This window comes from Enterobacter cloacae complex sp. IR5422 (assembly GCF_049238165.1).
GTDB classification, from domain to species: domain Bacteria; phylum Pseudomonadota; class Gammaproteobacteria; order Enterobacterales; family Enterobacteriaceae; genus Enterobacter; species Enterobacter roggenkampii.
In genome coordinates this window covers 17,584-37,381 of sequence record NZ_JBMKHT010000008.1, presented here as the reverse complement: position 1 = coordinate 37,381, position 19,798 = coordinate 17,584, and the positions used below count along the sequence as shown (strand labels likewise).

General features: G+C 55.2%; 19 protein-coding genes and 1 tRNA gene. 12 read left to right on the top strand and 8 right to left on the bottom strand.

Features of this window, described 5'->3' with window-relative positions:
* Nucleotides 1-83 precede the first annotated feature (83 nt).
* From ACOTXT_RS06105 to folD, 5 genes are all read right to left on the bottom strand, one after another.
* Entirely contained in the window at nt 84-605 is a 522-nt protein-coding gene (locus tag ACOTXT_RS06105) for a metal-dependent hydrolase (RefSeq protein ID WP_023326825.1), read from the bottom strand.
* Nucleotides 606-678: 73 nt separating this feature from the next.
* A complete protein-coding gene (malI, locus tag ACOTXT_RS06100) occupies nt 679-1,695 on the bottom strand; it encodes a Mal regulon transcriptional regulator MalI (protein WP_021241606.1) in 1,017 nt (338 codons plus the stop codon).
* 83 nt (nt 1,696-1,778) lie between these two features.
* Nucleotides 1,779-3,278, bottom strand: coding sequence for a PTS transporter subunit EIIC (locus ACOTXT_RS06095; protein WP_008499331.1), 1,500 nt, complete (start codon nt 3,276-3,278; stop codon nt 1,779-1,781).
* 283 nt (nt 3,279-3,561) lie between these two features.
* Nucleotides 3,562-3,774, bottom strand: coding sequence for a ribosome-associated protein YbcJ (gene ybcJ / locus ACOTXT_RS06090; protein ID WP_004143016.1), 213 nt, complete (start codon nt 3,772-3,774; stop codon nt 3,562-3,564).
* Between the two features lies 1 nt (nt 3,775).
* Entirely contained in the window at nt 3,776-4,642 is an 867-nt protein-coding gene (gene folD, locus ACOTXT_RS06085; protein WP_008499332.1) for a bifunctional methylenetetrahydrofolate dehydrogenase/methenyltetrahydrofolate cyclohydrolase FolD, read from the bottom strand.
* Between the two features lie 309 nt (nt 4,643-4,951).
* Here folD and fimA point away from each other — a divergent pair, with 309 nt between their 5' ends.
* The 6 genes from fimA to sfmF all read left to right on the top strand — a co-directional run bounded on the left by fimA (nt 4,952) and on the right by sfmF (nt 10,963).
* Nucleotides 4,952-5,515 (top strand): type 1 fimbrial major subunit FimA, encoded by a 564-nt coding sequence (gene fimA / locus ACOTXT_RS06080; protein WP_008499333.1) that lies wholly within the window; start codon nt 4,952-4,954, stop codon nt 5,513-5,515.
* A 68-nt stretch (nt 5,516-5,583) separates the two neighbouring features.
* Nucleotides 5,584-6,129, top strand: coding sequence for a type 1 fimbrial protein subunit FimI (gene fimI, locus ACOTXT_RS06075; protein ID WP_008499334.1), 546 nt, complete (start codon nt 5,584-5,586; stop codon nt 6,127-6,129).
* Nucleotides 6,130-6,163: 34 nt separating this feature from the next.
* Nucleotides 6,164-6,856 carry a type 1 fimbria chaperone FimC gene (gene fimC, locus ACOTXT_RS06070; RefSeq protein ID WP_023326827.1) on the top strand — a complete coding sequence of 231 codons (693 nt, stop codon included), beginning with the start codon at nt 6,164-6,166 and terminating at the stop codon, nt 6,854-6,856.
* Nucleotides 6,857-6,870: 14 nt separating this feature from the next.
* On the top strand, nt 6,871-9,432 hold the full coding sequence (locus tag ACOTXT_RS06065) for a fimbrial biogenesis usher protein (RefSeq protein WP_045335420.1): 2,562 nt from the start codon (nt 6,871-6,873) through the stop codon (nt 9,430-9,432).
* The gene (gene fimH, locus ACOTXT_RS06060; protein ID WP_021241603.1) at nt 9,425-10,432 is read left to right on the top strand and encodes a type 1 fimbria D-mannose specific adhesin FimH; all 1,008 of its coding nucleotides are present in this window, start codon (nt 9,425-9,427) and stop codon (nt 10,430-10,432) included. Before ACOTXT_RS06065 ends, fimH begins: the two co-directional genes overlap by 8 nt.
* 9 nt (nt 10,433-10,441) lie before the next feature.
* Nucleotides 10,442-10,963 (top strand): fimbria assembly protein, encoded by a 522-nt coding sequence (gene sfmF / locus ACOTXT_RS06055; protein WP_008499338.1) that lies wholly within the window; start codon nt 10,442-10,444, stop codon nt 10,961-10,963.
* A gap of 51 nt (nt 10,964-11,014) precedes the next feature.
* Here the strand turns inward: sfmF and fimZ are convergent, their stop codons facing one another.
* The 3 genes from fimZ to ACOTXT_RS06040 all read right to left on the bottom strand — a co-directional run bounded on the left by fimZ (nt 11,015) and on the right by ACOTXT_RS06040 (nt 13,899).
* Complete coding sequence (gene fimZ / locus ACOTXT_RS06050; protein ID WP_023293114.1) at nt 11,015-11,647, bottom strand: fimbria biosynthesis transcriptional regulator FimZ; 633 nt, start codon at nt 11,645-11,647, stop codon at nt 11,015-11,017.
* Between the two features lie 800 nt (nt 11,648-12,447).
* Nucleotides 12,448-13,176 carry a helix-turn-helix transcriptional regulator gene (locus ACOTXT_RS06045; RefSeq protein ID WP_008499340.1) on the bottom strand — a complete coding sequence of 243 codons (729 nt, stop codon included), beginning with the start codon at nt 13,174-13,176 and terminating at the stop codon, nt 12,448-12,450.
* A gap of 24 nt (nt 13,177-13,200) precedes the next feature.
* Nucleotides 13,201-13,899 (bottom strand): EAL domain-containing protein, encoded by a 699-nt coding sequence (locus tag ACOTXT_RS06040; RefSeq protein WP_025912649.1) that lies wholly within the window; start codon nt 13,897-13,899, stop codon nt 13,201-13,203.
* A gap of 278 nt (nt 13,900-14,177) precedes the next feature.
* On the opposite strand from ACOTXT_RS06040, the gene ACOTXT_RS06035 reads away from it, so the two are divergent.
* The 6 genes from ACOTXT_RS06035 to yahO all read left to right on the top strand — a co-directional run bounded on the left by ACOTXT_RS06035 (nt 14,178) and on the right by yahO (nt 19,619).
* A tRNA-Arg gene (locus ACOTXT_RS06035) sits at nt 14,178-14,254 on the top strand.
* Between the two features lie 102 nt (nt 14,255-14,356).
* Nucleotides 14,357-15,187: a CPBP family intramembrane glutamic endopeptidase gene (locus ACOTXT_RS06030; protein ID WP_055321779.1), complete on the top strand. Its 831-nt coding sequence runs from the start codon at nt 14,357-14,359 to the stop codon at nt 15,185-15,187.
* A 358-nt stretch (nt 15,188-15,545) separates the two neighbouring features.
* Entirely contained in the window at nt 15,546-16,562 is a 1,017-nt protein-coding gene (locus tag ACOTXT_RS06025; RefSeq protein ID WP_045335421.1) for an iron ABC transporter substrate-binding protein, read from the top strand.
* Nucleotides 16,563-16,586: 24 nt separating this feature from the next.
* Nucleotides 16,587-18,161, top strand: coding sequence for an iron ABC transporter permease (locus ACOTXT_RS06020; RefSeq protein ID WP_333165363.1), 1,575 nt, complete (start codon nt 16,587-16,589; stop codon nt 18,159-18,161).
* 1 nt (nt 18,162) lies between these two features.
* On the top strand, nt 18,163-19,194 hold the full coding sequence (locus ACOTXT_RS06015) for an ABC transporter ATP-binding protein (RefSeq protein ID WP_055321778.1): 1,032 nt from the start codon (nt 18,163-18,165) through the stop codon (nt 19,192-19,194).
* Nucleotides 19,195-19,343: 149 nt separating this feature from the next.
* Nucleotides 19,344-19,619, top strand: a complete 276-nt coding sequence (yahO, locus tag ACOTXT_RS06010; RefSeq protein ID WP_021241596.1) for a DUF1471 family periplasmic protein YahO — start codon at nt 19,344-19,346, stop codon at nt 19,617-19,619.
* Nucleotides 19,620-19,798: the final 179 nt, after the last annotated feature.

Sequence of the window (19,798 nt, the reverse complement as noted above, 5' to 3'; positions counted from 1 at the left end):
TGTAACGCCCGGTGACGCTTACGCTTACCGGGCCTACGGGCAAAAGTTGGCCGGGTAAGGCGCAGCCGCCACCCGGCTTTTTTTTACCTTCTTTTCCACCACAACATTCCCATCAGCACCACCCCCGGCAGCCACACCCACAGCAGTTCTGAAATAATCACCTGATGCCCGTACGGCGTGGTATAGCGTGAGAGCGCAAACGGCGCGACCTTAATCACCTGCCACGGCGCAAAGAAGCGTTCATCCGACCACGGCCACAGCCAGCCGACGCCTTTCCCGCCTGTGGTAATCGAATCCAGCAGGCTGTGCGACAGCAGTGACACGGTTAAAAACAGCCAGCACCGCGTCAGGCTGGCCCGGAACCATCGTCGTCCAGTCAGTACGCAAAGTATCGGCACCACGAAGGCAAAAAGCAGGGAGTGGGTAAAGCCGCGATGGCCGAAAACGTTGCCGTACGCGACGCCGAACTTAAACGCCAGCACGTCGGCGTCCGGCAGCATGGCGAGGACAATACCGGCAAACAGCAGGCGGGGTGGGATAACTTTTGTCCCCAGGCCTAAGCCCAGGCAAAGCGGAACAGCAGCGTGCGTAATGACGGTAGGCATTGTGATTATCCATGGCAAATCATGGAAATATAGCAGTCATCTCGCGCTAAAAGACCTGTGCTAAATTCTGATTTTACGCCGACTCGCGTGCGATAAGCTGCCCGGAGAGCGTAATACGCTGGGTTTGCAGCGTCGGCTCCTTCAGCGTGCGAATAATCAGCCCGGCCGCCTGACGCCCCGTCTCTTCGCTGGCGGACGAGACGTAGGTAAACGAGGGTGAGGTGAGGTTAACGTGGAGCATATCTTCGAAACCAACCAGGGCGACCTGCTGCGTCAGAAACACATCTTTACCCACCGTACGCCCAACCTGATGAATACCGGAGATGGAGCCGATCATGGCATCCGGCGAGTGGCAGAGCAGGGCGGTGATGGTATTGTTTTTTTCCAGCAGCTGGCGGGTGGCAAAACCCGCTGCCAGCGTGTCATCGCTGCAGGCCGGCGAGTATTCATCGCGCCAGACCAGCCCGTTTTGCGCCATCGCGCTGCGAAAGCCGAGCAGGCGCTGCTCGCGGATAAGGCAGCCTTCCCGTCCGCCTATGTAGGCGATATTACGATGACCGCGCTCGATAAGATAACGCACCGCCAGACTGGCCGCCTGCCGGTTATCGCGCATCACCAGATTGCATTTTTCATCCAGCAGTGACTGCGAGACCACCACCAGCGGCAGCGGGCAGTGGCGAATCTTTTCCGGCAGGGTGGCGGTGCGGGTATCCGAGGCCAGATAGATCACCCCGGCGACGCCCTGCTGCTTAAACGACAGCAGGCAGCGCTCAAGCTGGTCATGGTCGTTCTGGGGCTGACCGAGAAAAACCATATACCCCTGTTTTTCAAGATCCTGAACAATGCTCGCCATCACCTTGATGGAGAAGCTGTCGCTAAAGTCGCGGAGGATCAGGCCAATCAGATTAGAGGTATTGGCGCGAAGGTTGGCAGCGGCAACGTTATGAACATAGCCCAGGGTATTGATGGCAGCGTTGACCTTCTCGATCGTTGCCTCTGAGATTTTCCCTTTCTGGCGCAGCACCAGCGAGACGGTGGAAACCGACACGCCCGCGTGCTTTGCAACATCAATAATGCTGACTTTCTTCAAAACCGCTCCCTGAAATTTACCGATTATCAGCCAGATAAAACACGCCTCCCAGCGTACAGGAGACGTGTCGTTCAGGCATCTTATTATTTGCCGATCATGGTGGACATGGTCTGGGCGATAAACTGTGCTCTGGCACCGAAAATCACCTGAATGCCGTTGTCGCCGACAAACACCACGCCGCGCGCGCCGAGTCCGTTAAGACCGTCTTTATCTACCGCGTCGCTTTTTGCCACTTCCAGACGCAGGCGGGTGATACAGGCGCCGACGGAGTCAATGTTATGCGCGCCGCCCAGCAGGGTGATGATCTCGGTCGCGAGTTCAGAATCCGATTTTTCATCCGCGTTGGCGGTTACTTCGGTGCGGCCCGGCGTTTTCACGTCGAAACGACGGATCACAAAGCGGAACGTGAAGTAATAAATCAGGCCCATTGGAATGCCGATGATAATGGCGCTCAGGAAGTGGGTCTGGTAGCCGTTAAACGACGGCAGGATCCCGAATGACAGATAGTCGATAAAGCCTGCAGAGAACGACTTGGCGATATGCGCATGCAGCAGGTACATGGTCATGTAGGCCAGACCCGCCATGATGGCGTTAAAGACGTACAGAATCGGCGCCACGAAGATAAAGGTAAACTCAACCGGTTCGGTGATCCCCGTCAGGAAGCAGGTCAGCGCCGCGGAGAACAGAATACCGGCCGCGATTTTCTTATTCTTCGTATGGGCTTCGTGATACATCGCCAGGCACGCCGCAGGCAGCGCGAACAGCATCAGCGGGAATTCACCCTGCATGAACTTACCGGCGTTCTGATAGGTATCGCTGCTGAAGGATTTCACGCCTTCTTCCAGCATCTTGAACCAGATGGTCTGGTCGCCGTGGATCACCTGGCCTGCCTGGGTGGTGTAATCCCCAAACGAATACCAGAACGACGGATACCAGATATGGTGCAGACCGAGCGGGATCAGCGCGCGCTCCACCAGACCGAAGATAAAGGTCGAGGCCGCCTGGTTGTCGCCGTTAACGACCACGGAGAGGGCGTCGATACCGGCCTGGATATGCTGCCACACGTACGGCAGCAGCAGCCCCATCAGGAACGAGAGGAACGCCGTTGCAATCGCCACGAAGCGCTTGCCGGAGAAGAAGCCAAGGAACTCCGGAAGCTGCATGGTGTGGAAGCGGTTATAGCACCAGGCCGCGAGAATACCGCAGATCAGGCCGCCGAAGACGCCCATCTGCAGCGTCGGAATGCCCACCACCATGGCGTATTTCCCGCCCTGAGAGGCCATTTCCGGCGTGATGCTCAGCACGGTGCTGATGGTGATATTGGTGACAAACACCGACACCGCCGCGGACAGCGCCGCAATGCCGGATTCTGACGCCAGGCCCACGGCAGAGCCAATGGCAAACAGCATCGGCAGGTTATCAAAGATAACCCCGCCCGCGTTCATCATCAGTGGCAGATGGAACTTATCGCCGAAGGCCAGCAGCAGGCCCGCAGCGGGAAGCAGTGAAATTGGCAGCATTAAGGCGCGACCAATCATCGATAACTTAGACAGCGATTTAACAAACCCTGATATCAGACTCATGCTGATTTCCCCCGAGTAGCGCTTTTTTTGGCGCTGTTATTGTAAGTAGAACGTTTTAGTAGAACGTTCTACTTATCGTGGGCAAAGCGTGAAAAACGCGCAACTGAATTTTCACTTTTCAACAGACGAAATACTGATTATTTGAAGTGGATCGATAAATAACCGTGATGGATGTGAGGGGATAGAGATAGAAATTGCCGGGTGGCGGCTTCGCCTTACCCGGCCTACAAACGGAGACAGTACGTAGGCCCGGTAAGCGCAGCGCCACCGGGCATCAAACGGCTTACGCCGTCACGGTCACGCTCTGGCCTTCAAAGCTCACGGTCTGGCCCGCGACAATCTTGCAGCGCTTGCGGGTTTCCACCGCACCGTCCACTTTGACAAGCCCGTCGGCAATGGCAATTTTCGCCTGCGCGCCGCTTTCGCTCCAGCCTTCCAGCTTGAGCAGATCGCACAGCTCAACGTGCGGGTGTTTGCCTAATGAAAATGTGGCCATCTTACGCGTCCTCTACGTCGTGATATTCTTCGCATGCCTGCAGGGTATTCTGAATCAGCGTTGCGACGGTCATCGGGCCTACGCCGCCCGGTACTGGGGTAATGTAAGAGGCACGCGCGGCGGCATCTTCATACACCACGTCGCCGACCACTTTGCCGTTTTCCAGACGGTTAATCCCGACGTCCACGACAATTGCGCCCTCTTTAATCCACTCGCCCGGAATAAAGCCCGGCTTACCGACCGCGACGATCAGCAGATCGGCGTTCTCAACGTGGTGGCGCAGGTTTTTGGTGAAGCGGTGGGTAACGGTGGTGGTGCAGCCTGCCAGCAGCAGCTCCATGCTCATCGGGCGGCCCACGATGTTGGACGCGCCGATGACCACGGCGTTCAGGCCGTAAGTATCGATGTTATAACGCTCCAGCAGCGTCACGATACCGCGCGGCGTGCACGGACGCAGGCGCGGCGCGCGCTGGCACAGACGGCCAACGTTGTAAGGATGGAAGCCGTCCACGTCTTTATCCGGTGCGATACGCTCCAGCACCTTCACGTTGTCGATACCGGCGGGCAGCGGCAGCTGAACCAGAATACCGTCGATCTCTTTATCGGCATTCAGAGTGTCAATAAGTTCCAGCAGTTCTGCTTCGCTGGTGGTTTCCGGCAAATCGTAAGAGCGGGAGACGAACCCCACCTCTTCACACGCTTTGCGCTTGCTGCCGACATAAATCTGCGATGCCGGGTTACTGCCAACCAGCACAACGGCCAGCCCGGGGGCGCGTTTTCCGGCCGCTTTACGCGCCTTCACTTTTTCCGCGACCTCAGAGCGCACCTGCTGCGCAATCGTTTTACCGTCAATAATCTTTGCTGCCATCAGAGAGAAGATTCCGTCTGTAACGTTCGAAAGGGGGGATGCGTGTATTTTGTCAGAAGCGAGCCCCGCTGTCAGTCACCCTTTGCGCGTTTTTATCCGCAAGACGCAAAAACCCTTCTTAAGGGATGGTCAATTTCTTAGGCGGGATTAGGATGTGACCTGGTAAAATGGCAGCGTTTTGACATATTTAAAAATCACCTCCTGAGCTACTTTGTCTCCTCCGAAATAAGCTTTCAATTACTCAATTGAACGTATTTCTTATTCCCGATTTTTCGCGGGAAGGGTTATTTACATTTTAAAGGAATAGACATGAAACTCAGCAACATTGCTTCTACTGTTATTGCAACTTTGGCCCTGGTTGCGGGTGCCGCAAATGCAGCGGATCCTGCTGCGCCGGTTTCCGTAAATGGCGGTACCGTACATTTTAAAGGTGAGCTGGTTAATGCGGCTTGTTCAGTAAATACTGATTCTTCCGAGCAGACCGTTAATCTGGGTCAGTATCGTACCGCGAAATTCACCAAAGTGGGCGACACCACCTCTAATATTCCGTTCAACATTGAACTGAACGATTGCGATCCGCTGGTGGCCAAAACTGCCGCTGTTGCGTTCACCGGTCAGATCGACCCAACCGACAAAACCCTGCTGGCCGTCACCTCCGGCAGCAACGACAACACCGCGAAAGGCGTGGGTATCGAGATCCTCGACAGCAAATCCAGCGTTCTGACGCCAGACGGTGCGACCTTCTCTGCTGCGCAGACGCTGATCGAAGGGACGAACACCCTGAAGTTCACCGCGCGTTATAAATCCACGGCTGCGACTACCGAGCCAGGCCAGGCGAACGCTGACGCCACCTTCGTTATGAAATACGAATAATTCCTCCGCACAGGGATGTTCAGGCCTCAGGGACGAGGCCCGTCATACGCTATTGCCAGGAACAAAGGATGACAAGGACAGGAACACTACTGCTGTTAACCCTTGCGATGGCTTGCCCGGCATCGGCGCATACCGTGGTGATCGAAGGTGGCAAGGTTCATCTCAGAGGTGAACTGGTGAACGGCGGCTGCGCCGTGGCGCCCGACAGCCAGAATATGCGCATCGATATGGGGCAGTACCGAACCAATTCATTTTCCGGCGTGGGCAGTTTTTCCACGGTGAATGTGCCTTTCACCGTACGGCTGCTGGACTGCAGCGTTGATGTTTCGCGCACCGTGGGGATCCAGTTTCAGGGGGCCACACCCGCAGAAGATCCTCAGGTCTTTCTGGCGACATCGCGACCAGGTGAAACGCCTGTCAGCAGCGGCGTTGGGCTGGCGCTCTTTGACGAGCAGCAGCGTCAGATTATCCCAAACGCCACGGCCGTCAGCTGGCTGCCGATCGATACCCGCGAGCTGGCGTTCCATTTTAGCGCCCGCTATCGGGCTATTTCCGAACACCTCGAGCCAGGCAAAATTCAGTCGGATGTCTGGTTTACGTTGATTTATCCATAACACCTGCGAACACATTATTAAAGGTACGGTTGTGATGAATACCCTAATTAAACCAGGACTTTTTTTATCGTTTATTTTAATGATGGTTTCTGCCTGCGCGAATGCATCCGGCGGTATTGCGCTGGGAGCCACCCGCGTTATTTACCCGGCGGACGCGAAGCAAACGTCGCTGGCGATCACCAACAGCAATAAACAGGAGCGCTATTTAATTAACGCGTGGATCGAAAATGCGAACGGGCAAAAAGAAAAAACATTTGCCGTCACGCCGCCCCTGTTTGTTAGCGAGCCGGACAGTGAAAACACGCTGCGCATTATTTACGCCGGGCCTGCGCTGCCTGCCGACCGTGAATCGCTGTTTTACATGAACGTGAAAGCGATCCCGTCAGTGAACAAAGCCAAAACGGAAAACAATAACGTGCTGCAGCTGGCTATCCTCTCGCGCATCAAGCTGTTTGTGCGCCCGAACAACCTGGCGATGCAGCCGGAAGAGGCGCTTTCCCAGCTGCGGTTTGAGCGCGCGGGTAACCATCTCAAAGTCAGCAACGCGTCTCCGTATTACATCACCCTCGTCAATCTGAAGCTGGGCGGGAAGACGCTGGATAACCTGATGGTGGCGCCGAAAAGCGCGGCACAGCAGGTGCTGCCAGCCGGTGCCGGCGGCACGCTCTCCTGGCAGAGCGTGAATGACTACGGTGCCATCACGCCGGCGCGTAGCGTCAACCTGTGAGCAGAGTCAGGGCGATGAAAAACCATCAGGGACGTTACTGCCCGGTTGCGCTGGCGCTGATGGCTGCGCTCTGGCCGCAGGCTGGCTGGAGCGAAAGCTATTTCAACCCGGCCTTCCTGTCCGACGACACCGCCAGCGTGGCGGATTTGTCGCGTTTTGAACAAGGACACCAGCAGGCACCCGGCGTTTATCGCGTGGATATCTGGCGTAACGATGAATTTATCGGGACTCAGGACGTGCGTTTTGAGCAGGCGGAGAACACGCCGCCGGTGGCGGGCGGCTTATCGCCGTGTATTACGCGGGCGATGCTCGACCGCTTTGGCGTCAACGTTGCGGCGTTTCCCGAGCTGGCTAAGGTTCAGGGTGAGGCGTGCGTCCCGTTGACCACGGCCATTCCCGGTAGCGAAACGGTATTCAACTTTGCCTCACAGCGCCTGAACGTCAGCCTGCCGCAGGTTGCATTGCAGAACAGCGCCCGGGGCTACATTCCGCCGGAACAGTGGGATGAAGGCATTCCCGCCGCGCTGCTGAACTACAGCTTTACGGGCAACCGGGGCAGCGAAGACGACAGCTATTACCTCAACCTGCAGAGCGGGCTGAACTATGGCGCCTGGCGTTTACGTAACAACGGCGCATGGCGATACACGCAGACCAACGGGCAGCGGCACAGCGAGTGGCAGAATATTGGCACCTGGGCGCAGCGCACCGTGATCCCGCTGAAAAGCGAACTGGTCCTGGGCGACAGCAATACCGGTAATGACGTCTTCGACAGCATGGGGTTCCGCGGCGGACGGCTCTTCTCGTCTGACAGCATGTACCCGGACAGCCTGCAGGGCTACGCGCCCACCGTGCGCGGGATCGCCCGGACGCCCGCCAAAGTGGTGGTGCGTCAGAATGGCTACGTGATCTATCAAAGCTATGTGCAGCCGGGCGCATTTGCGATTACCGATCTCAACCCCACCTCCTCAAGCGGTGACCTGGAAGTGACGGTAGAAGAGAAAGACGGTACCCAGCAGCGCTATACCGTGCCGTACTCCACCGTGCCGCTTCTGCAGCGTGAAGGGCGCTGGAAGTATGACCTCGTCGCGGGGGATTACCGCAGCGGTAACAGCGATCAGGATACGCCGTTCTTCACCCAGGGCACCCTGATTACCGGGCTTGCCAACGGCTTTACGCTCTACGGCGGGACGCAGCTGGCGTCACGCTATACCGCGGTTGCCGTCGGGGCCGGAAAAAACCTGGGCGACTGGGGCGCGGTTTCGCTCGATATCACCCACGCCCGCAGCCAGCTCGCGGACGACAGCAAGCATGAAGGACAATCCCTGCGCTTCCTCTATGCGAAATCCCTTAACGGCTTTGGCACCAACTTCCAGCTGCTGGGCTACCGTTACTCCACAAAAGGGTTTTACACCCTGGACGATGTGGCATGGCGCTCAATGGAAGGCTATCAGTATGCCGACAGCCAGGACGATAACGATGTGCCGGACGTGCAGAGCTATCACAACCTGACGTGGAATAAAAAAGGTCGCTTCCAGCTTAACGTTTCTCAGTCGCTGGGGGATTACGGCTCGGTCTATATCTCCGGCAGCGAGCAGACCTACTGGGGTACCGACGAGTCGAACCTCTGGTACCAGCTGGGGTATGCGGGGGGCATGAAGGGGATCAACTACTCCGTTTCGTGGTCGTGGAACAAATCCGTCGGGATCGACGGCACCGACCGGATCGCGTCGTTTAACCTCTCCGTGCCGTTCAGTATCTTTACCCGTCAGGGCTATCGCCGGGACAGCGCGATTGACCGTGCCTACGCCACGGCATCCGCCAGCCGGAACAGCGATGGCGACACAAGCTGGCAAACCGGCGTCAGCGGCACGCTGCTGGAGGACCGCAACCTGAACTACAGCGTGACTCAGGGACACACCAGCACCAACGGGTCAAGCGGAAGCGCCAGCGCCAACTGGCAGGCGACCTACGGCACATTGGGCGTGGGCTACAACTACAGCGACGATCAGCACGATCTCAACTGGCAGCTCTCCGGCGGGGTCGTCGGTCATGCCGACGGCGTGACCTTCAGCCAGCCGCTGGGTGACACCAACGTGCTGATCAAAGCGCCGGGGGCATCCGGCGTCAGCGTGGAAAACCAGACCGGCGTGAGAACCGACTGGCGAGGCTATGCGGTGATGCCGTATGCCACCGTCTACCGCTATAACCGCGTGGCGCTGGATACCAACACCATGAGCAACAACACCGACATCGAAAACAACGTGAGCAGCGTGGTGCCGACCAAAGGCGCGCTGGTGCGCGCCAGCTTTGATACTCGCATTGGCGTGCGCGCCCTGCTGACGGTAACGCGCGGCAACCAGCCCGTGCCGTTCGGTGCGGTGGTCCGTGAGACCCGGAGCGGTGTCACCAGCATGGTGGGGGACGACGGGCAAATTTACCTGAGCGGGCTGCCGCTGGAGGGCGAGCTGCTGATCCAGTGGGGCGACGGGGCGCAGTCCCAGTGTCGCGCGCCTTACAGCTTGCCTGAAAAGAGCCTGCAACAGGCAATCACAATGAAGGGGATTCGCTGTGAATAAAACCCACATCTTAGGCTTGTCGCTTCTGGCGCTACTGCCTGCGGCAAACGCATTCGCCACCGTGTGCGTCAATGAAAAAGGCGTGCCGACGGAAGTGCATTACGACCTGACGGACAAATTCAATAGCTCGAATAACCAGATTGGACAGGTCGTGACGCTCAGCGAGAAGTCGCAGTGGGTAGGGGTCAATGCCGTCTGCCCGAAGGGCACGGTCGGGAATACCACCAAGCGTAGCTATGTGACCGATTATCAGGTTACGGGAACGAGCGATGGCTATCAGTATCTGAAGCTGAACGACTATCTGGACGGGGCCATGAAAATCACGGACAGCTATGCTGGCGTGTTTTATCCGCCAAAAAACTATATCCAGATGGGGAGCCATCCTAACGTCTCCAAAAACAGACCGTTTGGCGTTCAGGACTCCAGCCTTGTCTTCCGCCTTAAGGTAACCCGACGTTTTATTAATATGGTCGTGATCCCGCGCGCCACCATGTTCCGCGTTTACGTCACCACCACCTCCTCGGATCCGCTCACCACGCCGGTCTATACCATCAGCTACAGCGGTACCATTCAGGTGCCGCAAAGCTGCGCTATCAACGCCGGAAACGTGGTGGAGTTTGATTTCGGCGACATTGGTGCCTCCTTGTTCAGCAAGGCGGGCGTAGGTAACAAACCGGAGGGCGTCTCATCGCAAAGCAAAACCATTGCGATCAAATGCACCAACGTCGAGGCGAACGCCATGCTGACGATGCGCGTAGAGGCGGAGAAAGTCTCTGATAATGTGCTGGTGTCGGATAACCCGGACGTCGGGTTCATCATTGCCAACGAGAGCGGTGCGCCGCTAACGCCTAACAACCTGACAAGCAAAATTCCGTTCCGCCTCGACGACAGCGCGCAGGCAAAGGTGGGGATCCGCGTCTGGCCAGTGAGCGTGACGGGCAACAAGCCAGCGGAAGGGCGTTTCACCTCGCGCGGGTATTTGCGCGTGGATTACGACTAAGGAGCCGATATGCGAAACGGGATCCGTTTTCTCACCGTGGCGCTCTTTGCGCTTTGCACACAGGCTCAGGCGGACACCGCGTTGGGTGAAATTAACATTCGGCTCTACGGCAATATTGTCGATTTTACCTGCGTTGCGGAAGGCAGCGACAGCGACAAGACCGTCACGCTGGGCACCTGGCCCACGAAACAGCTCAGCACCACCGGGAGCCGCACGCAGCCCATGCCGTTTACGCTGAAGCTGACCGGCTGTCCGCCGGGCGCGGCGTCGATTACGTTTTCGGGTAAAGCCGACGGGAGCAATAACGGTTTGCTGGCGCTGAACGACGCCAGTACAGCGAGCCGTGTCGCGGTAGAGATCAGGGATGCGGATAAAACGCGTCTGGCTCTCCAGCAGGCCAGCCAGCCGGTCTCGGTTGATGCGCAGGGGAATGCAACATTGTCGTTTTATGCCAATTATATTGCCACTGCAGATAACCCTCAGCCCGGACGAGCCGATGCGGATGCCACCTTTATGATTAACTATAATTAGCACTGACCGCACTCCCTGCAGCTCAGATAAGCTGCAGGGAGTGAATTCAGGTTAAAGCAGCTCGTGCGCTTTGGCGTAATCAATTAATTCCACGATGCTTTGCACGCCCAGCTTGGAATAAATATTGGATTTATGCGCGCTAATGGTTTTGTTGCTTAATAGTAGCTGTTCAGCAATTTCCTTATTGGATAATCCATTCGCCAGATAGCGTAATACCGTGACCTCGCGATTTGATAATGGCATATCGACTGCCATCCCTTTGCCTGAACCCAAATGGTTTATAAAGTTCAGCGTTTCCGATGGGAAAAAGGAATAGCCCATCAGGATCATTTCTACGGCGTTGTAGATCTCACCCAAATCTTTACGTTTACTGACGAAGCCATTTGCCCCGGCGCGAATGGCGCGACCCGCGTAAAATAACTCTGATTTAGATGAGAGGAACAGAATCTTAATGTCTTTGTTTAAGTTTCTGATTCTCTTAAGTAAAGCGAAAGCATCCGTGCCCGTGAGTTCAATGTCAAGGATCACCAGATCGATAGGGTGATTACGGATACAGTCAAGGACTTCATGGCTATCGCCAGACTTGAGCTTGACTGTGATATTCTTATTTTTCTGTAGCAGGACTTCTATCGACATTCTGACGATAGGATGTTCGTCCATAATGATAACGGATGCCGGTTTCATTTTTAATGCCTCAGATTGTTAAAAGCGTTATGCAGAGTTTGGTAAAACTCTCGAAATGCCGGAAGGATATAATGTGCAGATCCCTATACCGTAGTATTTCCCTGGAAAGAGCGAAAGCATCCTTGTTTACGTAATGAAAAGAACTATGCCTCAGCGCGGTCATCTCATTTGGCTGGTGTTGGCAAAAAGGTTTTTCTTATTCAGATTTGGTACGCTTCTTATTATACAGGGTAAGTTTTTTCCGAAAACCCTGTAAATTAATCACAGGATATTGGTTTGTATTATCTTCTGGATCTGAATCGCTATTTTTTTAAATTTAGCGGAAATATCCTGTTATCCCATTTACCGCATATTTTCATCTTTATGTAATAACAAAAAATAACAGATATCTCTGTATGTTGATCAATTGTTAACAAAAATACGCATCATTTTGGGGGACTCGCCCGGTCTGATGAGGTGAACAATTGCCCTCGCAGGCCGTCAGACCTTCATCTGAAAGCGTGAAGGTTGACCTTCAGCTCCGCAACTCCTGCACAGGAGAACATGCTATCTGCTTCGCTTTTCCCTCCAGGGCGCAGTCGCTAAGCTGCTTGTTTTTACATCATTATCATCTTGTTAACGCTGTCTGCATTCACTTAACGGATGGAGGAAAGTGCTGCCGTTCGTTCAATTTGTGGCATTTCACAAGGTTCTCGCCCATAAATTAGGAATAGTTATAATTTCGACTTTATTGTTAAAAATTAACATTTTTGAAACACGAATGGTAAGTAAATTCTTAAAGCGCTTTAGGAAATAAGGGGTTAGGACGTGAGTGAAAACGTGCAGTCTGAGAGGTTATTAAGAAGATGCAACAATTCCTGTCGATGACTCAGCCCCAGCTTCACCAGGATGCAGCTAAGACGATAGATAATGCGGCTATAGGGACGATTCTGCATAAGGGCAATCTGACGTAACGTCTTGCCCCGGGAAAGTTCCTGCAGGATCGGCCATTCATTGCGGTTGAACCAGTCTTTGTCGGAGCCCTGTGGCGGGCGGGCATCCAGCAGGCTGTGCTGGAGTGCCGCGGCGTTCAGCTGGCGCTCGAGCACATGAAAGGGACCTGCCGCTTTGCAGAAAAGGCGGGTGTCGTAATTATCGGCCCGGACTAACAGCCAGGGCGTCAGGAACGGAGGAAACAGGCTATGCCTTCTCAACTGATCCAGTTTCTCCAGAAGCCCCGTTGACCGGCTTTCAATATCCACGACCAGACGGGCGGAGGGCCATTGGGTCTGTGCGACAAGGGCGTCGTCCAGCGTGGCGTAATCGCAGCAGCTGCTCAGGGGAAACTGCCCGTTGAGAAAACCGGTGCGCAGGAAATGATCCTCCGTCACCAGGAGAATAAACGGGGCGTCTGTTTTGCGGGGCTGGCTGATGGACTGGCTCAAAAATTCGAGCCGGTCGAAAAAGGGGGGAGCAAAAGGTGAGCGCGTAAATCCCAGTGCATCACTTCCTGTACGCCGCCGCCGGTAACGGCGCACTGTCATTCGCATGGTCTCCCTCCTGGAAATGGCGTTTTAATCCTCCGGCCATGTCCAGGACGGCCAGTAATATCCCTGGCCGAAGTCTGCGCCTGCCTGCAGTGCCCAGGTACGATCGCGTTCAGTCTCAATACCTTCGATAAGCACTTTCCCGGCAAGCTGAAAGCAAAGGGAAACCAGTTGCCTCAGCGCAGGGGTGTCGCGTAAACGCCAGAATGCTTCCTTATCTATTTTGATGCCGCTTAACGGAAGTCGACAGGATAAAAACGACTGCACTAAGACATCATCAATGTCATCCAGCCAGATAGCGTGCCCCTGTCTGCTCAGCTGCTGCAGATTCTGAACCACGCGCTGCTTCTGCGCGACGGACAGCGCCAAAAAAGCCGCAAGGTCGACAAGCTCAATATTGAGCGGCACGCAGGGGAGTCTGATGAGCCGCTGGAAGGACGCAGGCTCTGTCAGGACGGTTATCGGCAGATTAATAAAAAGGTTATGACCGTGCGGCGTATTTTTTAACGCAGCAAGCTGCGCCTCAAGCAGCGTTAGCGACCAGCCAGCGGACCGATGGCAAAAAAAATCCTCACTGTGCCGCGTATCGGCCAGGACGCTAAGGACCTCGACGCCAACCTGACGCAAAGAGGCGAGGGCGACGATAGGCTCAAGCTTAATGCCGACGATGTCCTGAGAGAGGTACTGTAACCGGGGGGGCGTATCGATCAGGTTTTGCGCTGTCACTCCATTGTCCTGTTGTCTGTCAGCCTCCAGGCGGCCGGGATACCTGGCTCTAGTGTGACGAGCTGACGTTCAGGAAAACAGCAGGCGTTACTTAAATGCAACTAAGCCTTTTCGCAGCGCTAAATTTTACGGTAAAACAGGGAGGAATGTTGAGAAAATAGCCGTATTTACAATCGGCTAGCGGTAATTGGCCCTGAAAACGGAAAAGGCATTGACTCACCTGCCATTGACCGTATAATTCTTCGCGTTTCACCACCGCGAAGTACACGCTTCTCAGTGCGCCCTTAGCTCAGTTGGATAGAGCAACGGCCTTCTAAGCCGTAGGTCGTAGGTTCGAATCCTACAGGGCGTGCCATTTCATTTCATAGAGTTACGCCTCACTCACATCCTCCTGATTTCCGTTGTGGGACATATTTGGGACATCGACCCTAAAATTTATCGGTCATGAAGGACATTTATGTGGTATCTACTCGCAATTTCGCTTGCCGCACTTTCCCTTAATAAAAGCCTGGCTTACCTGCTGCTGGGATTAACGGCATTTCTCGGCTGGAAACAGAGCATTCTTGACGCCCCGGCGCTGCTGGTTATTGCGTCAATCGTTATTGGCTGGTCTGTTGTTGAATGGCTACGTAATAAGGATGATAAATATACTTATCTGATTGAAGGCCTGTGTGTGATCATCGCCGTTGCCCTGGTTATGCATGTACTCCCGGGCTTCCATAATCCCAAAGTGCTGGATGCTGTCGTCGTTGGTCCGCAAAGCATACCGTTCAGTATGTACTTTAATATGGACAAGGCGGTGGTGCCGTTCTTTTTAATTACGTGCATGCCAACGCTATTCGTAGCAAAACCCCTCTATAAAATGGGCAAGCTCGGCTGGGTAATATTGGTACTTGCGGTACCCGCGCTGTTACTTCTGGCTGTGGCGTTGGGCGGGCTGAGAATTGAGCCACATGCGCCAGAATGGTTCGCGCAATTTGCCCTTGCGAATATTTTCTTCGTCTCTTTGGCCGAGGAAGCCCTGTTCAGAGGCTACCTGCAGCAGCGCTTGTCCCGGATCGTTCATCCTGTTGTCGCGTTGTTAATTGCCTCAGTCCTCTTTGGGCTGATGCATTATAGCGGCGGTTTACTGCTGATTATTTTTGCCAGCCTCTCCGGCATTATTTACGGCCTGGCGTGGATGTGGAGCGGCAGGCTCTGGGTTGCAACGTTATTCCATTTTGGGCTGAACTGCGTGCATTTATTGTTCTTCACCTATCCTGTGTATGCCCCTCATGCGGCTATGTGAGGCTTTTTAAATGAGTAGCCTTATAAATTTAGCTACCTCCGGATAAGCATAAAAAGCCCCCGCAGTATCGGGGCTTTTTTATTTCTGCCGGGCGCGAGAATAACAGATTTACCTTCGCGCCATAATGAATAGAAGGCTAATGAATTTCGTTGTTGGCAGGCTTAAGGTTTTCTTAATCTAGAAATTATCTCGCATTAAAATTTGGATTTTTATCATTACAAAATCGGCTAAAAAGAAATTTTACACTTTTACGCGTAAACTGGATTGATACTAATTATCATTAGCGTTGTTGTATGCTTTAATCCTGTCCCACAAAGCTATGAGTGGTTACTCCCGTTGGTCTATTAAGGATATGTTCATGAATTCTCGCCTGCTGTCCTGCTTCTCGCTTGCCTTGTTGTCCTCATCCCTTTTCCTTTCCACACAGTCTGTTGCCGCCGATAACAACGACGGTATCGTTGTTTATAACGCGCAGCATGAAAACCTGGTGAAGTCGTGGGTTGACGGTTTTACCAAAGAAACCGGGATTAAAGTCACTTTGCGTAATGGTGATGACAGCGAGCTGGGTAACCAGCTGGTGCAGGAAGGCAGCGCATCGCCGGCAGACGTATTCCTGACGGAAAACTCGCCGTCCATGGTGCTGGTGGATAACGCCAACCTGTTTGCCCCGCTGGATTCAGACACCCTGAAGCAGGTACCGGCAGAGTATCGTCCGGCGCACGGCCGCTGGATCGGCATTGCTGCCCGCAGCACGGTGTTCGTCTATAACCCGGCGAAGCTGAGCGAACAGCAGCTGCCTAAATCGCTGATGGATCTGGCGAAACCCGAGTGGAAAGGCCGCTGGGCGGCATCACCGTCAGGCGCGGATTTCCAGGCTATCGTGAGCGCGATGCTGGCCCTGAAGGGCGAGAAGGCCACCCTGGAATGGCTCAAGGCGATGAAAGCCAACTTCGTGGCCTATAAAGGCAACAGCACCGTGATGAAAGCGGTCAATGCGGGTCAGATTGATGGCGGGGTGATTTATCATTACTACCGTTTTGTCGATCAGTCCAAAACCGGTGAAAACAGCAAAAACACCCAGCTCTACTACTTTAAGCACCAGGACCCGGGCGCGTTTGTGAGCCTCTCCGGCGGTGGCGTGCTGGCGTCCAGCAAGCACAAAGCGCAGGCGCAGGCCTTCATCAAATACATTACCGGCAAAGAAGGTCAGGAAAGCCTGCGTACCAACAACGCCTTTGAATACGCCGTGGGCGTGAACGCGGCCTCTAACCCGAAACTGGTTCCGCTGAAAGATCTTGATGCGCCGAAAGTTGAACCTTCAACGCTCAACAGTAAGAAAGTTATCGAGCTGATGACGCAAGCCGGTCTGCTGTGATCCTGAGAGTGAAGTGAACGTCTTATGTCTGGTCTGAGTCTCGACATCGGAAAAAACAGAGTGCAGGAGCCTGCCCGCAGGCGTCCTGCACTGCCGATGGTTGCGTTAGCTGTCTTGTTTTCATTACTGGCGCTTCTGCCTTTGGGTTTTATCATTGCCATTGGCATTGAGACGGGCTGGGAAACGATAAAGGCGCTGGTGTTTCGCCCGCGTGTGGCTGAGCTGCTCAGCAACACGCTGTGGCTGACGGCTTTAGCGGTTCCGCTGTGTATCGTGACGGGCGTGGCGATTGCCTGGCTCACAGAGCGCACCCAGCTTGCCGGACGGGGCATTTGGTCCGCGCTGGCGGTCGCCCCGCTGGCCATTCCCGCGTTTGTGCAAAGCTATGCCTGGGTGAGCGTGGTTCCGTCGATGCACGGGCTCTCCGCGGGCGTGTTTCTCTCCGTGCTTGCCTACTATCCGTTTATCTACATGCCGGTTGCGGCGGTGCTGCGCCGCCTTGACCCGACGCTCGAAGATGTCGCCGCGTCGCTCGGCACCCCGCCGTGGAAGGTCTTTTTCCGCGTGGTGCTACCCCAGCTCAAGCTGGCTATCTGCGGCGGCGCGCTGCTGGTGGCGCTGCACCTGCTGGCGGAATATGGTCTGTACGTGATGATCCGCTTTGATACCTTCACCACGGCCATTTATGACCAGTTTCAGTCTACCTTCAGCGGCCCGGCAGCAAACATGCTGGCGGGCGTGCTGGCTTTGTGCTGCCTCGCTATCCTGGTGCTGGAAGGCGTGACGCGTGGAAAAGCACGCTACGCGCGCATTGGTGCCGGGGCCGCGCGCGAGCAGAAACGCTGGCCGCTAAAGCCTGCGGCTGCCGCGCTGGGGCAGCTGTTTTTCATGGTGCTGATTGTCCTGGCGCTGGGCGTGCCGTTAGCTGTTCTGTGTCGCTGGATTTGGCTCGGCGGGGTGGAAAACTGGATGAGCGCCGATCTCTTGCACTCGCTGCGCCAGACGCTGATGCTCGGCGTGGGCGGCGCGCTGCTGACGACGACGTGCGTGATCCCCATCGCGTGGCTCGGTATCCGCTACCCGCACCGTATCTTCCGGATGCTGGAAGGGTGCATCTATATCACCAGTTCGCTGCCGGGCATTGTCACGGCGCTGGCGTTGGTCACCGTCACCATTCATTACGCCCGTCCCATTTACCAGACGGAAATTACCCTGTTCCTTGCCTATCTGCTGATGTTTATGCCCCGTGCGCTCATCAACCTGCGGGCGGGGATAGCGCAGGCGCCGGTTGAGCTGGAAAACGTGGCGCGCAGCCTTGGCAGCACGCCCGCGAAGGCGCTCTGGAGCGTCACGATGCGGCTGGCCGCGCCGGGTGCGGCGGCGGGGGCCGCGCTGGTGTTCCTCGGCGTCAGCAACGAGTTGACCGCCACGCTGTTACTCTCTCCCCTGGGCACGCGCACGCTCTCTACCGGATTCTGGGCGCTGACCAGCGAAATTGACTATGTCGCCGCCGCGCCTTACGCGATGCTGATGATCCTGATTTCCCTCCCGCTGACCGCCATTCTCTATATGCAGTCGAAGAAAATTGCAGGGCTATGACATGCTTGAATTAACCGCCATTTCTAAATCATTTGCTGATGTGCAGGTGCTCGACAGCTTAAACCTGAGCGTTGCGCCGGGGAGCAGAACGGCCATTGTCGGGCCGTCGGGGTCAGGTAAAACCACGCTGCTGCGTATTCTTGCCGGGTTTGAGACGCCCGACACCGGACGTATTGTCATGCAGGGAAGAACCCTGTTTGATGAAAACCGTTTTGTCCCTGCCCACCAGCGCGGGATCGGTTTTGTGCCGCAGGAGGGCGCGCTGTTCCCGCACCTCAACGTGGCAGACAACATTGCCTGGGGGCTGGACGGGACCCGCCACGAAAAACGCCAGCGCGTTGAGGCGCTGATGGAGATGGTTTCGCTGGACAGGCAGCTCGCCACGCACTGGCCTCACGAGATTTCCGGCGGACAGCAGCAGCGCGTGGCCCTTGCCCGTGCGCTGGCCCAGCGTCCTTCACTGATGCTGCTGGATGAACCGTTCTCGGCTCTGGATACTGGCCTGCGCGCCATGACGCGAAAGGCCACGGCCGATCTGCTGGCCGAAGCGGGCGTGGCCTCGATTCTGGTTACCCACGATCAGAACGAAGCGCTCTCCTTTGCCACGCGGGTTGCCGTCATGCGTTCCGGACGCTTCACGCAGGTTGGGACGCCTTATGAGGTTTACACCCGTCCCGTTGACGAAGAGACGGCGCTGTTTCTTGGTGATGCGCTGATCCTGCCTGCGCAGCTCACCGCGGGCTACGCCCTCTGCGCGCTGGGTAAGGTGCTCACAGACAACCCGCTGGCGACAGGGCAGGGCAGAGTGATGCTGCGCCCGGAGCAGCTGAGCGTGACGACATGCGCCTCACATGAAAGCCCGATCTCCATTCTTGATGTGGATTTTACCGGTCACCTGTCGACGCTCACCCTTGGGCTTACCGGACAGCCGCAGCCCGTCACCCTCAAGACCGTCAGCCAGCCAGGATGGAACCCGGGCACGGCGGTTCGCATTGATATTGCTGGCACCGCGCGTGTATTCGGCTATTCTTAATATTCATTAATAATTTCATGCAATGGACTGTTATAAAAGAATTTTCCAGAATATATGGCATTTCCTGAGATTCTCTACCATGCTCATAAAACCTCACCATCATGCGTGAGGTTTTTCGTAGTTGCTGATTAATCTCAAGGAAAAAGGTTATGAAAAAGACGACTGCTATTTTGTTGGGAACGGCGTTACTGTTTACGACCAATGCTTTTGCTGCCCAACTGCTGACTAAAAATGAGTTCAAGAAAGTCGAGTCTCAGTATCAAAAAATCGGTACGGTAAGCACCTCAAATGAAGTATCGGTTGATGATGCAAAAAAAGAACTGATTGAGAAAGCCGATAAGCAAGGCGCGGATGTTCTGGTGCTCACCTCAGGGAACACCAACAATAAAATTCACGGTACGGCTAATATCTACAAGAAAAAATAACGTCACTGCAGCCACCCCATTTTGGGGTGGTTGTTCCTCATCCTGTCTCCCCACCTCTTCCTGTTGTTCGCGGTTACGCTTGCTAACGCACGGATAATGCGTATAGTTCTCATTTGCATTGCTATCAATACATTCTAAGGCCTGACAACGGGCTATTTTTGCGCGCACTTTCAAATGAG

What these genes read in the sequence shown, in the direction of transcription:
- ACOTXT_RS06105 (WP_023326825.1), bottom strand. Translation starts at nt 605, where the DNA reads ATGCCTACCGTCATTACGCACGCTGCTGTTCCGCTTTGCCTGGGCTTA.
- ACOTXT_RS06095 (WP_008499331.1), bottom strand. Translation starts at nt 3,278, where the DNA reads ATGAGTCTGATATCAGGGTTTGTTAAATCGCTGTCTAAGTTATCGATG.
- ybcJ (WP_004143016.1), bottom strand. Translation starts at nt 3,774, where the DNA reads ATGGCCACATTTTCATTAGGCAAACACCCGCACGTTGAGCTGTGCGAT.
- folD (WP_008499332.1), bottom strand. Translation starts at nt 4,642, where the DNA reads ATGGCAGCAAAGATTATTGACGGTAAAACGATTGCGCAGCAGGTGCGC.
- fimA (WP_008499333.1), top strand. Translation starts at nt 4,952, where the DNA reads ATGAAACTCAGCAACATTGCTTCTACTGTTATTGCAACTTTGGCCCTG.
- fimI (WP_008499334.1), top strand. Translation starts at nt 5,584, where the DNA reads ATGACAAGGACAGGAACACTACTGCTGTTAACCCTTGCGATGGCTTGC.
- fimC (WP_023326827.1), top strand. Translation starts at nt 6,164, where the DNA reads ATGAATACCCTAATTAAACCAGGACTTTTTTTATCGTTTATTTTAATG.
- ACOTXT_RS06065 (WP_045335420.1), top strand. Translation starts at nt 6,871, where the DNA reads ATGAAAAACCATCAGGGACGTTACTGCCCGGTTGCGCTGGCGCTGATG.
- sfmF (WP_008499338.1), top strand. Translation starts at nt 10,442, where the DNA reads ATGCGAAACGGGATCCGTTTTCTCACCGTGGCGCTCTTTGCGCTTTGC.
- fimZ (WP_023293114.1), bottom strand. Translation starts at nt 11,647, where the DNA reads ATGAAACCGGCATCCGTTATCATTATGGACGAACATCCTATCGTCAGA.
- ACOTXT_RS06045 (WP_008499340.1), bottom strand. Translation starts at nt 13,176, where the DNA reads ATGCGAATGACAGTGCGCCGTTACCGGCGGCGGCGTACAGGAAGTGAT.
- ACOTXT_RS06030 (WP_055321779.1), top strand. Translation starts at nt 14,357, where the DNA reads ATGTGGTATCTACTCGCAATTTCGCTTGCCGCACTTTCCCTTAATAAA.
- ACOTXT_RS06025 (WP_045335421.1), top strand. Translation starts at nt 15,546, where the DNA reads ATGAATTCTCGCCTGCTGTCCTGCTTCTCGCTTGCCTTGTTGTCCTCA.
- ACOTXT_RS06020 (WP_333165363.1), top strand. Translation starts at nt 16,587, where the DNA reads ATGTCTGGTCTGAGTCTCGACATCGGAAAAAACAGAGTGCAGGAGCCT.
- ACOTXT_RS06015 (WP_055321778.1), top strand. Translation starts at nt 18,163, where the DNA reads ATGCTTGAATTAACCGCCATTTCTAAATCATTTGCTGATGTGCAGGTG.
- yahO (WP_021241596.1), top strand. Translation starts at nt 19,344, where the DNA reads ATGAAAAAGACGACTGCTATTTTGTTGGGAACGGCGTTACTGTTTACG.